The organism is Metabacillus sp. KH_069, assembly GCF_057838075.1.
The window spans coordinates 3,507,253-3,518,983 of sequence record NZ_CM174460.1; the positions used below are offsets into that span (position 1 = coordinate 3,507,253).

The 11,731-nt window shown below is 41.5% G+C and carries 15 protein-coding genes; 8 read left to right on the forward strand and 7 right to left on the reverse strand.

The features are described from left to right. The first annotated feature begins 40 nt into the window (after positions 1-40). Complete coding sequence (locus AC3ISE_RS17660; RefSeq protein ID WP_489221982.1) at positions 41-208, forward strand: Fur-regulated basic protein FbpA; 168 nt, start codon at positions 41-43, stop codon at positions 206-208. Then, complete coding sequence (locus AC3ISE_RS17665) at positions 208-333, forward strand: FbpB family small basic protein (RefSeq protein WP_083328337.1); 126 nt, start codon at positions 208-210, stop codon at positions 331-333. Before AC3ISE_RS17660 ends, AC3ISE_RS17665 begins: the two co-directional genes overlap by 1 nt. Positions 334-384: 51 nt before the next feature. Here the strand turns inward: AC3ISE_RS17665 and purU are convergent, their stop codons facing one another. Next, positions 385-1,236, reverse strand: coding sequence for a formyltetrahydrofolate deformylase (gene purU, locus AC3ISE_RS17670; RefSeq protein WP_489221983.1), 852 nt, complete (start codon positions 1,234-1,236; stop codon positions 385-387). Between the two features lie 167 nt (positions 1,237-1,403). Next, the gene (locus tag AC3ISE_RS17675; RefSeq protein WP_489221984.1) at positions 1,404-1,877 is read right to left on the reverse strand and encodes an S-ribosylhomocysteine lyase; all 474 of its coding nucleotides are present in this window, start codon (positions 1,875-1,877) and stop codon (positions 1,404-1,406) included. A gap of 142 nt (positions 1,878-2,019) precedes the next feature. On the opposite strand from AC3ISE_RS17675, the gene yidD reads away from it, so the two are divergent. Further along, a complete protein-coding gene (gene yidD, locus AC3ISE_RS17680; protein ID WP_489221985.1) occupies positions 2,020-2,247 on the forward strand; it encodes a membrane protein insertion efficiency factor YidD in 228 nt (75 codons plus the stop codon). Here yidD and AC3ISE_RS17685 read toward each other — a convergent pair. Beyond that, the gene (locus AC3ISE_RS17685; RefSeq protein ID WP_489221986.1) at positions 2,238-2,801 is read right to left on the reverse strand and encodes a beta-class carbonic anhydrase; all 564 of its coding nucleotides are present in this window, start codon (positions 2,799-2,801) and stop codon (positions 2,238-2,240) included. The two genes, yidD and AC3ISE_RS17685, sit on opposite strands and share 10 nt — an antisense overlap. 148 nt (positions 2,802-2,949) lie before the next feature. Here AC3ISE_RS17685 and AC3ISE_RS17690 point away from each other — a divergent pair, with 148 nt between their 5' ends. Together AC3ISE_RS17690 and AC3ISE_RS17695 are read left to right on the forward strand one after the other, a co-directional pair. Next, positions 2,950-4,125 (forward strand): GTP-binding protein, encoded by a 1,176-nt coding sequence (locus AC3ISE_RS17690; RefSeq protein ID WP_489221987.1) that lies wholly within the window; start codon positions 2,950-2,952, stop codon positions 4,123-4,125. 122 nt (positions 4,126-4,247) lie between these two features. Further along, the gene (locus AC3ISE_RS17695) at positions 4,248-5,264 is read left to right on the forward strand and encodes a metal ABC transporter substrate-binding protein (protein WP_489224373.1); all 1,017 of its coding nucleotides are present in this window, start codon (positions 4,248-4,250) and stop codon (positions 5,262-5,264) included. A 41-nt stretch (positions 5,265-5,305) separates the two neighbouring features. Here AC3ISE_RS17695 and AC3ISE_RS17700 read toward each other — a convergent pair whose 3' ends face one another. Both AC3ISE_RS17700 and AC3ISE_RS17705 read right to left on the reverse strand, forming a co-directional pair. Next, positions 5,306-6,232, reverse strand: coding sequence for a CobW family GTP-binding protein (locus AC3ISE_RS17700; RefSeq protein WP_489221988.1), 927 nt, complete (start codon positions 6,230-6,232; stop codon positions 5,306-5,308). An 89-nt stretch (positions 6,233-6,321) separates the two neighbouring features. Beyond that, positions 6,322-6,564, reverse strand: coding sequence for a type B 50S ribosomal protein L31 (locus AC3ISE_RS17705; protein WP_070878749.1), 243 nt, complete (start codon positions 6,562-6,564; stop codon positions 6,322-6,324). Positions 6,565-6,758: 194 nt separating this feature from the next. Between AC3ISE_RS17705 and AC3ISE_RS17710 the strand changes: the two genes are divergently transcribed. The 3 genes from AC3ISE_RS17710 to AC3ISE_RS17720 all read left to right on the forward strand — a co-directional run bounded on the left by AC3ISE_RS17710 (position 6,759) and on the right by AC3ISE_RS17720 (position 9,440). Continuing rightward, positions 6,759-8,114 carry a cytochrome ubiquinol oxidase subunit I gene (locus AC3ISE_RS17710; RefSeq protein ID WP_489221989.1) on the forward strand — a complete coding sequence of 452 codons (1,356 nt, stop codon included), beginning with the start codon at positions 6,759-6,761 and terminating at the stop codon, positions 8,112-8,114. Positions 8,115-8,135: 21 nt separating this feature from the next. Further along, a complete protein-coding gene (locus AC3ISE_RS17715) occupies positions 8,136-9,179 on the forward strand; it encodes a cytochrome d ubiquinol oxidase subunit II (RefSeq protein WP_133313419.1) in 1,044 nt (347 codons plus the stop codon). A gap of 102 nt (positions 9,180-9,281) precedes the next feature. Next, positions 9,282-9,440, forward strand: a complete 159-nt coding sequence (locus AC3ISE_RS17720) for a DUF1540 domain-containing protein (protein ID WP_081414206.1) — start codon at positions 9,282-9,284, stop codon at positions 9,438-9,440. 78 nt (positions 9,441-9,518) lie between these two features. Here AC3ISE_RS17720 and AC3ISE_RS17725 read toward each other — a convergent pair whose 3' ends face one another. After that, positions 9,519-10,409 (reverse strand): metal ABC transporter permease, encoded by an 891-nt coding sequence (locus AC3ISE_RS17725; RefSeq protein ID WP_489221990.1) that lies wholly within the window; start codon positions 10,407-10,409, stop codon positions 9,519-9,521. Further along, positions 10,406-11,731: a metal ABC transporter permease gene (locus tag AC3ISE_RS17730; RefSeq protein ID WP_489221991.1), complete on the reverse strand. Its 1,326-nt coding sequence runs from the start codon at positions 11,729-11,731 to the stop codon at positions 10,406-10,408. The genes AC3ISE_RS17725 and AC3ISE_RS17730 overlap by 4 nt, the downstream gene beginning before the upstream one ends.

The following is an 11,731-nucleotide window of genomic DNA, read 5'->3' on the forward strand; positions in this document are numbered from 1 at the left end:
TGATTATCGTAATCATTTATATCGAGGTGAGTTTTTCTAAATGAAACCAACAATACATGGAGCTGCTGATTCAAGAAAAAACGAACTAATTGAACAGCTGCTTGATATGGGGATATATAGAACCGCAGAAGGCCAGCTTTATGAGCTTTGCGAAACCGAGCTTGAAAAGGAATTCAGCGAAAGAATGCAGCGGAAGGAGATAACCTGATGAGAATTAAAAAGAAATCATTTAAAGAGCTGGTTGAAGAAAATAAACAAACCATCTTGAATGATAAAATTTTGCTTGATAAAGTGTACGAGAAAATCGATTCAAAGCAGAGTGTAAAAAAATAGACCACTCGATATCATGTGAAAAAGCCGCTAATAGCGGCTTTTTTGCATATCTTATGGAAACACAACAGTCTTGTTTTCATAAACAAGGACCTTATCATCTAAGTGCCAGCCTACTGCTCTTGATAGAACAAGCTTCTCGACATCTCTTCCAATTCTTTTTAAGTCCTTAATTTGATTGCGGTGATTCACCCGCTCAACATCCTGTTCGATAATCGGGCCTTGATCAAGCTCTTCTGTAACATAGTGCGCTGTAGCACCAATGATTTTTACACCGCGGTCATATGCCTGATTGTACGGTTTACCGCCGACGAATGCCGGAAGAAACGAATGATGAATATTGATGATTTGGTTTTTATATTGCTCAATCATGACAGGGGGTATGATTTGCATATAACGCGCAAGCACAACTGTATCCACATTGGCTTCTTCAAGTAATGAAAGATGGCGTTCAGCTGCTTCCTCCCTTGTATCCTTTGTTGCCAGAACATGATGATACGGTATGCCGTATGGCTTCACAATTTCTCTCATGTCATCATGATTGCTGACGACCATTGAGATGTCCACAGACAGCTCTCCAAGCCGGAAACGCTGAAGAAGATCCTGCAGACAGTGATCTTCTTTAGAAACAAAAATGGCTATTTTCTTTTTCTCGCTGGCACATGACATGCGCCATTTCATTTGAAAAGATGCTGCTGTTTGGTCAAATCTGGTTCTGAGTTCATTTATATGATCTTCAATGCCATGAAGCTGAAATTCAATCCTCATAAAAAAAAGCCCGCCGACCGGATCGGTTGAGTGCTGATCCGAATGGATAATATTTGCTCCCTCATCTGCCAGAAACCTTGATACCGCGGCGACAATTCCCGGGCGGTCCTCACATGAAATCAATAGTCTTCCTATCATCCTGAATCCTCCTAAGCCCGTATGTATTTGCTGTACGGACATCTGTATAAGCAATGAAAACAGTATAACGAAGTGGATATCGATTCGCAACAAATTCTTTATAAGTTTACTTTCACGATCACAATAAAAAGAAGCACTGCGCTAAATGCAGTGCTTCCAAAGGTAAATCAGCCAAATACTTTTGCCAATTCTTTTTTATCCTGATCAAGCCAGAAACGCATAAGGCGCTTAGCACCTTCTAAATCATGAAGCTTAGCCTGACCGCATTGCTTTTCGTTAGCTGCAGGAATTTCAGTAATTTCAATGGCATCTTTCAGCGTATCATCTAAAAGATCAATAATTTCTTCCACCGTTGGTTCACCGCTGACTACTAAGTAATAACCAGTCTGGCAGCCCATTGGCGAAATATCGATAATATCAAAGTGATCGTATTTTTCTGAGTGTGTGCGGATGTTAAATGCAAGCAAATGCTCTAAAGTATGAATCACATCCGGCTTCATCGCCTGCTTATTCGGCTGGCAGAAGCGAATATCAAATTTATTAACAAGTCCGTCTGTCCCTACTTTATGAACACCGCAATGTCTGACATACGGGGCAACGACTGCATTATGATCAAGGTCAAAGCTTTCAACTGATGGCATAATTCCCACTCCTTTTTAATCATCTTTTATTATCATACAATTAATTCCGATAAAATTCATCACATTTGTCTGAATAAGTGTTTCCAATTTTAACTTTTTCCCTCTTGCAGTATACTTAAGGCATACAAAGAGGTGACTAAAAATGAAACAGCTGTTTATTGCACTAATCCGTTTTTACCAGAAATTCCTATCGCCGCTTAAGCCCCCGTCCTGCCGCTTTTACCCGACCTGCTCCCATTACGGACTTGAGTCAGTCAAACGGTTCGGAGCTTTAAAAGGTGGTTATCTGACCGTAAAGAGAATCCTAAAGTGCCAACCTTTTCACCCGGGCGGCTTTGATCCAGTTCCGGAAAAAAAGGATCAGGACTGATAGCCGTCTTCTATTAAGTCAAGCTTTCCAGTGGACGGATCGATTACAAGTCCGTGTACAGGAACATCAGCTGGAAGCAATGGATGATTGCGGATGACGTCTACACTGTGTTTAACACTGTCTTCGACTTTATCAAACCCTTTTAGCCAATCTTCCAGTTGAATTCCTGAATAATGAAGCGTATCTATTTTATCTTGGGAAATTCCCCGTTTTTTTGCCTTATCAAGAAATGAATCCGGGTTCAGGCTGCTCATGCCGCAGTCATGATGTCCGACAACGCACACTTCATCTGCTCCGAGCTCCATTACGGCTACAAGGATACTTCTCATGATGCTTCCAAATGGATGGGCAACAATCGCACCTGCGCTTTTTACAATTTTGACATCACCGTTTTTGACGTTCATTGCTTGTGGAAGAAGCTCGACAAGTCTTGTATCCATACAAGTTAGAATGACCATCTTTTTGTCAGGAAATTTAGTTGTCTGATATTTTTCATAGTCTCGTTTTTCTACAAACTGGGAGTTATGTTCAATAATTTCTTCTAATAATCTCATCTGCTATTCTCCTTAAAAAGTGGTATAGTTGGGCTGCATGTAATTAGCAGCTTTTTATTTACTATATCATAACACTTGTTTTTTTGGCGCGTTTTGCTATATGATGTAAATCGTAATAATTACTATTTATATTATTTGGAGGATAATCATGAGCAAGCACATTCCCGTTACGGTTTTAAGCGGATATCTTGGAGCCGGAAAAACGACACTTTTAAAGCATATTCTTGAGAACAAAGAAAACAAACGGATCGCTGTGATCGTCAATGACATGAGCAAGATCAACATTGACGGCAATCTAATTAAAAATACTGTCAGCCGGACAGAAGAAAAACTGGTAGAGATGCAAAACGGCTGCATTTGCTGTACACTGCGCGAAGACCTGATGATAGAGGTAGAGCGCCTCGTGAAGGAAGGTAACATTGACTATATCGTTATTGAATCATCGGGTATCAGTGAACCTGTTCCTGTAGCTCAGACGTTCACCTATTTTGATGAAGAAGTCGGCATTGACCTCTCTGCATTCTGCCGTTTAGATACAATGGTAACCGTTGTGGACGGAAACCGTTTCTGGGAAGATTTTTCTTCAGGTGAAAGCCTTCTTGACAGAAAGCAGGGCACAGATGAGAGCGATACACGGGAGGTCATCGACCTGCTAATTGACCAAATTGAATTCGCAGATGTTCTTCTTTTAAACAAAACAGATTTACTGGATGACGAAGTTGTGAATGAATTATATGGTGTCTTGAGAAAATTAAATCCGGATGCATACATTTTAACGTCATCCTTCAGCCATGTTCCTCTGGCAGCAGTCATGGATACAAACAGGTTTAATTTTGAAAAAGCGAGCCAGTCTGCTGGCTGGATCAAAGAACTAAACGAAGAACACATACCTGAGACGGAAGAATACGGAATATCCTCCTTTGTTTATAGAAGGCGAAAGCCATTTCATCCGGGGCGTTTGATGAATTGGCTCGAAAATTGGCCAAATGATGTGGTAAGGGCAAAAGGCTTTTTCTGGCTCGCATCGAGAAATGACACAACAGGCCTCCTGTCACAGGCAGGTACATCCATTATGATCCAGGGAGCAGGCGTTTGGGTTGCAGCCTATTCAGAAGAGGAACGGATTCAAACGCTAAAAGAAGAACCGGAGCTGCTTGAGCGCTGGGACGAAGCGTTTGGAGACCGTATGACAGAACTTGTTTTCATTGGAATTGATCTTAATCGCTCGGAAGTCGAAGCATCCCTTGACGATTGTCTTCTAACAGATGAAGAAATGAAATCAGACTGGTCCTCCATGCATGATCCGCTTCCTTCTTTTTCATAATTGTGAGAATGGTTTTTCTTTTTTCATCTGAGCATTTCCGGTTCTCAAATCGTAAGTATTACGATATAATGTGAAAGGATATATTGAAATTAACTAATTACCAGATATATAAGGAGTATATGATGAAAAAAACAGGACTAATAATGGCACTTGCGCTAATGTTTGGAACAGCGCTTGCAGGATGCGCAGATAATGATCAAAATACAGCGGATAATGGTGAAGACAAGCTGAAGGTTTATACAACAATCTTCCCTGTTCAGGACTTTACAAAGAAAATTGGCGGCGATGCCGTTGATGTGGAAAGCATCTATCCTGCAAATACAGATGCACATACATTTGAACCTTCAACGAAAGACATGGTTGCGATGGCAGAGGGAGACGCATTTATTTATTCAGGCGTTGGCCTTGAAGGCTTCGCCGAAAAAGCAACGGCAACCTTAAAATCAGAAGATGTGAAAATCATTAAAGCCGGTGAAGGCATTGAGCTTGCTGAAGCTTCCCACGATGGAGAAATTCATGAGGAGCATGAAGAAGAGGAAGATCATGCTGAACATTCCGATGAGGAAAACCATGATGAGCACGCTGATGAAGACGCTCATGCCCACGATCATGGAGATAAAGATCCCCATATTTGGCTGGATCCTGCCCTCTCCATTCAAATGGCTGAAACGATCAAAAATGGTTTAATAGAGCTTCAGCCAGAATCTAAGCATGAATTTGAAAAGAATTTTGAAACCCTCAAATCAAATCTTGAAAAATTGGATGCAGATTATAAAGAAACAATTGATGCTGCAGACAAAAAAGAAATTCTGGTGTCTCATGCCGCTTACGGCTATTGGGAAGAGCGCTACGGCATACAGCAAATCAGTGTCCTCGGATTATCGCCGACCCAGGAGCCATCGCAAAAGCAGCTGCAGTCCATTATTGAGACTGCAAAAGAACACAACATGAACTATATTCTTTTTGAAAACAACGTAAACAGCAAAATTGCAGATATCGTCAAGACAGAAATTGGAGCGGAGAGCCTGACCCTGTCTAATCTGGAGTCAATCTCTGAAGAAGATGCAAAAAACAATGAGGACTACTTCAGTTTAATGGAACGAAATTTGGAAACGCTGAAAACGGCATTATCGAAATAAGAGAAATCCCGGCCTTTTGAACTGGCCGGGATTTTATATTTTCACTGAAATAAGTGATGAAATGTCGTTTTGATTTCTTCTGCATTCAAATTCTGTCCGATTAAAATCAAAACTGTTTTCTCTGTATCGACTTTAGAATCGGAAAGAACGGCTTTTTTTGAAGCAAACTGCATCTCCCTCGCCTCACTTTCTCCCTCTATATACAAATAGCCTTTCGCACGAATCAGTCCATTTATTCCTTTCAGCCATGTTTCAAGCTTTTTCAGGCGAACCGCTGGAGGTTCAGCTATTTTTAGAGTTCCAATCGAATGATGGTGGTGATGATGCCCTTCAGTCTCTGTCAGGGTTACAAGGCTTTGCCTTTGTTCAGCAAGTTTTTCAAAAGGAACATCAGCGTATGAAGCTGCACGTATCTCAACACCTTGAGAGATCACTTTTTCAATTTTTTGTCTGACTTTTACTTGTTCTTTTTCATTAACCATATCTATTTTATTTAGGATAATAAAATCAGATGAAATGATTTGTTCTTTTAATAGCGAGCGGATTTCCTTGGAGCTTGCAAACATACTTTGATAATCGAGATAGTGGCTTGTGTCGACTATTCCGATCATTGACATAAGCTCAAATTCCTCAATCAGTTCAGGAGACAGCAGGATATCTTTAATTTCTAACGGATTGGCCACTCCCGTCCCCTCAATTAAAAGAACATCAGCTCCTTCACCTTCTAATAAGCCTTTGAGTGTAGTTTTGAGGTCATCCTGAATCGTACAGCAAATGCATCCATTTAAAAGTTCATGAACGGTTTGATCCTCAAATAAATGCTTTTCAACATTTTCATCGCCTAGTTCATTTAAGATAATTCCGACTTGTATTCCTCTCTTTTTAAACTCATTGACCATCTTTCCTAATACAGTCGTTTTCCCGCTTCCAAGAAAACCGCTTATGGTATACACAGGTATTCGTTTCATGTTCAAGTCTCCTCTATATGTATGAATATCAAGTTTCATCATTAAAAAAGATGCCCGGAAACAATTTGTTCCCAGGCGCCTTTGACAGATTACATATTGTATTTTTTCTTGAAGCGCTCTGCACGTCCATCGCGATCTGCGAATTTTTGACGTCCTGTGTAGAATGGATGTGTATCTGAACTTACCTCTATTTTAATAAGAGGATATGTGCGGCCATCTTCCCATTCAGTTGTCTCATTTGATTTCATGGTTGATCCGCTCAAGAATTTAAACCCGCTGTTTGTATCCATATAAACAACTTTATGATAATCCGGATGGATTCCTTGTTTCATTGTAAAAGCACTCCCTTAATCGTAATTATTACGTTTTATATATTACAGGGTTTATCCCTGTTTGTCAATGTTAGTGATTTACTTAGAATTTGATGTTTTATAAAATCCGTTCCATTTTTACCGCATATTTCCTAAAAAAAAGAAAACAATAAGGGAAGATTGTTACAACCTTGGGAAAGAAAGGCGGAAATAAGATGGATGATCTCGTATTAGCCAGATCCTTGTTTGGAACGACAATGGGCTTTCATATTATCTTTGCATCACTTGGTGTAGGTCTTCCTCTCATGATTCTGATTGCAGAATTGCTGTTTCAAAAAACAAAGGATCATGATTATGCGGTCATGGCGAAAAGATGGACAAAAGGTCAGGCGGTGCTCCTAGGAGTTGCGATTCCTACAGGAACAATCGCAGGTGTGCAGCTTGCTTTGTTATGGCCGGGTTTTATGGAGGTTATCGGACGTGTAATGGCGCTGCCGTTTCAAATAGAAATCTATGCTTTCTTTGTGGAAGCTTTGTTTATGTCAATTTACGTTTACGCAGCTGACAGAATTTCTCCCCGGATGAGAATTGTCAGTGTTTCGCTTGTCCTGCTCGGGGCTGCGGCCTCCGCCATCTTAATTACAAATGTTCATGCATTCGAAGGTACTCCAGCCGGCTTCCGAATTGAAAATGGGGAAATTGTTGATGTTGACCCGTGGGCTGCTTTTTTCAATCCAAGCTTTATCGTTACAGCTGGACATGTTGTGGTTTCAGCGTTTATGACTGGTGCATTTGTTATTGCTTCTATATCAGCTTATAAGATGCTGAGAAATATGAAAAATGAACGCCTTTACCGCTTTCACTGCAAAGCATTAATGATGGGTCTTGTTGTAGGGGGGATTTTCTCATTTATTACAGCTTTGAATGGGCACGAATCAGCGCAAATGCTCCATGAATATCAGCCTGAGAAGCTGGCAGCTGCTGAGGGTTTATTTGAAACTCAGACGTATGCCCCCCTTGCAATTGGAGGCTTTACGGACCGGGAAACACAGGAGGTTAAATGGGGCATAGAAATTCCGTGGGCTCTGAGTTTTTTAGCTGACAACAGCTTTAAAACGGAGGTTATTGGCTTGAATGATTTCCCTGAGGAATATTGGCCCCCGCTGTTTGTACATACGCTGTTTAATGCAATGGTTGGAATCGGCAGTCTGCTGATCTTCTTGTCTCTTCTCGGATTCTTCTGGTACAAAATATTGAAGCGTCCGCACTTCCCAAAATGGATGCTCGTGATATTTGTTCCTTCAGGTATTCTTTCCATGCTTGCGATTGAGTTTGGCTGGATTTTTGCCTGCACGGGAAGACAGCCTTGGGTTATTTATCGTTTGCTGAAAACAGAAGATGTTGTGACAGCCTCCGGTCAGATTGGAACCCTTTTTATTCTTTTCACACTTGTTTATGCGATATTAGGACTCGCTGTCATTCTTGTTCTGGTCTATTATTTCAAACGAAACCCAGTTGAAAAAGAACTTGATAAGTCAGCAGGTGATGGTGATGGCGTCAGTGTTTATTAAAGAAATGGAGGCGTTACTTGGATGATTACAACAGATGCACTGCTCGCCATTACAGTTGTGTGGGGATTTGTTTTTATCTATGCTGTCATGGCGACAATGGATTTCGGAGCAGGCTTTTGGTCCATGATCTACATTAACAGAGAAAAGACGAACGCAACCAATATTGCCAATCGTTATTTATCCCCTACTTGGGAGGTAACGAATGTATTTATTGTTGCCATTGTCGTAGCGCTTTTCAGCTTTTTCCCCGGCGCTACGTTTATACTCGGGACCGTCTTGCTGATTCCAGGAAGCATCATCCTATTGCTTCTGGCGATTCGAAGCGGATTCCTTGTATTCTCCCATTACTCTAAAGGGTATGAAAAAGCACTTACTTATGTTTCCGGGATTTCCGGTTTCATTATACCCGCTATTTTATTGCTGGTGCTGCCCATTACTCATGGCGGGTTTATTGAGGTAGTAAACGGTTCACATCAGCTTCAGCTGGACAAATTGTTTACAAGTCCAAATGCCTACGCCTTCAGCGGGTTCGCGATTACCAGCACGCTCTTCCTGTCATCGCTGCTGCTTTCTGATTACTCAAATGTGGCCAATGAACCGGAAGCCTATAAAGTATATCGGCGTGATGCCCTGATCTTAGGTCCGTTATCCCTTGTAATGGGGTTTTTGATTATGCTGACCCTTCGCACTGAGGCAAACTGGCTCTATATGAACATGATGAAGTATTTGCCTTTCCTGATTGGATCTGTTGCGATGTTTATGATTGCAGGGGGTGCTCTGTTTTTGCCGTCGCAAAAAGACAAAAGAACGCTTGGCAGACCTAGAATCGCGGTTGTAGCTGTAACCATTCAATATTTTCTTGCAAGCTATGCATACGGGCGGGCACACCTCCCTTATATGCTTTATCCTGATGTCTCAATCCAGGATGGCTTTACCCATCCCAACACCTTCCATGCTGTGTTTATTACTTACATTGTTGGATTTTTAATTCTCTTTCCAGGGTTCTTTTACTTCTGGCGCTTATTTATGAAGGACAAACGGTATCTGAAGCAAAATGAATCATAAAAAATAAGGTGCAGCCGCACCTTGTTTTTTAAATCCTGCGTATGAAAAACTCCCTATCATGTAAAACTAATTGTTGAACCCTAAATAAGGAGGTTTTGATGAATGCCAAGAGAAGTTAAGTGTGAAGTCAATAACTGTGAGTATTGGGGCAATGGCAATCAGTGTACAGCTGATGCCATCTATGTAGTCAGCCATAGAGGAGATACTGCTTCCCGCAGCGAGGAAACAGATTGCAAAACCTTTAAACCACATGATCTGTAAAAGAAAGGACAGCTTTTCGCTGTCCTTTTTCTTTATTATTGATAATGAGAATCATTTTTATTCACATTTCATACCATTTTATTTACTAACTTCGGTCGATGCAAATTTTCTTCTTGAAAGAAGCTTTGATAACAGCCCGTGTGAGGGTGAAAAGATAAATGTCAGGAAAAAGATCAGCCCTGCAGCAGTAGCCATTGCCCCTGCAATTGAGACATTCAGCCATGTTGCTGCATAATAGCCGGTAACCGCTGATAAAATTCCGATGATAGAACTGATGATCAGCATATGAAGCAGTTTATCCGTCAGCAGGTAGGCAGCTGATGCAGGAACAATAAGCATGGCTACAACCAAAATCGCACCAACACTGTCAAATGATGCAACCGTTGTAATCGAAAGCATCCCCATTTGCAGGTAATGAATGAGAAGCACTGGTATCCCAATCGCAACTGCCATCTGAGGGTCAAACGAAGAAATCTTAAATTCTTTGTAAAAAAGAACGATCAGCAATAGATTAACGATGAAGACGGAACCAAGCATCCATACTGCTTTTGGCCCCAGGTCAGCACCGGCTACGGTGATCGTATCCCACGGCACAAATGTGATTTCTCCCATCAGCGCGTGATTGACATCAAGATGGATGTTACCTCCAAATAACGAAAGCAAGATAACCCCTATGGCAAAAAGAGATGTAAACACAACCCCGATTGCAGCATCTGACTGGACACCTTTAGCATTTAATATTTGCACTAGAAACGCTGTAAGCAATCCGACAACAGCGGCACCGATAAACATTGAAATCCCATCTAAGCTTCTGCTGACAAAATAGGCTCCTACGATGCCAAGCAAGACAGAATGACTAATCGCATCTGCAAGCATAGCCATTTTTCTTAAGATCAGGAAACAGCCAATCATCGCACATGTAATGCCAACCAGAGAACCTGTAAGTAAAATCCATGCATCATAGCTCATTGATACAGCCACTCCTTCCTGCTTAGGCTATTCTTCGTCTTAGGAAGCAGCATCGGCTCTCTGTGATGATCTTTTAACAGGTTCATTAACCGATCCTTCATATCGCTTGACATCATTTCCACATCAACATCATCACGGCTTGTAATTTGAAGCTGGGCAAGCTCCATTTCATGCATAAGGTACATTTCATAAAGGCGCTGATTTAAAGCAAGATGATAGGCAAGCTGCAGGCCATTTTCTGTAAGCCTCCATCTATCCCCTTCGCCTTTCATGATCAGGCGCTTTTTCAAAAGCTCTTTTAATGATTTGGTGACAAGACTGTTGGCTGCCTTTCTTTTATTCACAATATCGTCCAACGAGAAGGTTACAGCAGAATATTTCCCCCCTGCACTTTCTGTTAAATCATAAAAAGACAGAAGCAGCTGTTCAACCGATGTTCTTTTTCTCAGCTTGATTTGCTTTAACGCTTTTGAGACAAGCCCGCGTTTTGGAGCAAAAATCAGTGAGATTAGAAAGAGCAGGGTTGCTGCAACGATTATCAGAGGACCAGTTGCCATACCTCTTACTGTTGTGCTCAGGAAGGTTCCAGCGACCCCGGAGATCCCACCGATGATTCCAGCGATAATTACCATATGCCCAAGCTTATCTGTCCAATATCTCGCTGAGATGGCAGGTGTAATAAGCATTGCTGCCATTAAAATGACCCCTACGGTCTGAAGTCCGATAACGACTGCACAAACAATTAAAACCATGAGCAGTCCATTCAGAAATGTTGTTGGAAGACCAATTCCTTTTGCAAACTGAGGGTCAAACGTCAAAATCTTAAATTCTTTAAAGAAAACAGCTGTCAGCAGGAGTAAGATGGCTGCAATCAGCGTAATGATCTGAACATCCTGACCGACCATTGAAGCTGCTTTTCCGAAAATAAAATCACTCAAGCCGCTTTGGTTTCCGCCGCTGTTGTGCTGAATATAAGTCAGCAGAACGATTCCAAATCCAAAGAATACGGACAAAACAAGACCTAGAGCTGAATCTTCTTTAATGCGGGAATTCTGGATGATAAATTGGATAAGCCATGCAGCAATCATCCCTGAGATGGCTGCTCCGACAAGAAACCAAACTAATGATTTGGACCCGTAAAGCAGGAATGCCATACACACACCCGGCAAGGCAGCATGGGCCATTGCATCTCCTATCAGACTTTGTTTCCTCAGGAGAGCAAAACTTCCGAGAACCCCGCTTGCAAGCCCAAGCAGCATCGTTCCAAGGAGAACCCACTGCGTATTCTGATTTTGCAATTGATAGAATAGTTCTTCCATCAT

Excerpts from the sequence above, each read along its gene's own strand:
- AC3ISE_RS17660 (WP_489221982.1), top strand. The coding sequence starts at position 41 with ATGAAACCAACAATACATGGAGCTGCTGATTCAAGAAAAAACGAACTA.
- AC3ISE_RS17665 (WP_083328337.1), top strand. The coding sequence starts at position 208 with ATGAGAATTAAAAAGAAATCATTTAAAGAGCTGGTTGAAGAAAATAAA.
- purU (WP_489221983.1), bottom strand. The coding sequence starts at position 1,236 with ATGATAGGAAGACTATTGATTTCATGTGAGGACCGCCCGGGAATTGTC.
- AC3ISE_RS17675 (WP_489221984.1), bottom strand. The coding sequence starts at position 1,877 with ATGCCATCAGTTGAAAGCTTTGACCTTGATCATAATGCAGTCGTTGCC.
- yidD (WP_489221985.1), top strand. The coding sequence starts at position 2,020 with ATGAAACAGCTGTTTATTGCACTAATCCGTTTTTACCAGAAATTCCTA.
- AC3ISE_RS17685 (WP_489221986.1), bottom strand. The coding sequence starts at position 2,801 with ATGAGATTATTAGAAGAAATTATTGAACATAACTCCCAGTTTGTAGAA.
- AC3ISE_RS17690 (WP_489221987.1), top strand. The coding sequence starts at position 2,950 with ATGAGCAAGCACATTCCCGTTACGGTTTTAAGCGGATATCTTGGAGCC.
- AC3ISE_RS17695 (WP_489224373.1), top strand. The coding sequence starts at position 4,248 with ATGAAAAAAACAGGACTAATAATGGCACTTGCGCTAATGTTTGGAACA.
- AC3ISE_RS17700 (WP_489221988.1), bottom strand. The coding sequence starts at position 6,232 with ATGAAACGAATACCTGTGTATACCATAAGCGGTTTTCTTGGAAGCGGG.
- AC3ISE_RS17705 (WP_070878749.1), bottom strand. The coding sequence starts at position 6,564 with ATGAAACAAGGAATCCATCCGGATTATCATAAAGTTGTTTATATGGAT.
- AC3ISE_RS17710 (WP_489221989.1), top strand. The coding sequence starts at position 6,759 with ATGGATGATCTCGTATTAGCCAGATCCTTGTTTGGAACGACAATGGGC.
- AC3ISE_RS17715 (WP_133313419.1), top strand. The coding sequence starts at position 8,136 with ATGATTACAACAGATGCACTGCTCGCCATTACAGTTGTGTGGGGATTT.
- AC3ISE_RS17720 (WP_081414206.1), top strand. The coding sequence starts at position 9,282 with ATGCCAAGAGAAGTTAAGTGTGAAGTCAATAACTGTGAGTATTGGGGC.
- AC3ISE_RS17725 (WP_489221990.1), bottom strand. The coding sequence starts at position 10,409 with ATGAGCTATGATGCATGGATTTTACTTACAGGTTCTCTGGTTGGCATT.
- AC3ISE_RS17730 (WP_489221991.1), bottom strand. The coding sequence starts at position 11,731 with ATGATGGAAGAACTATTCTATCAATTGCAAAATCAGAATACGCAGTGG.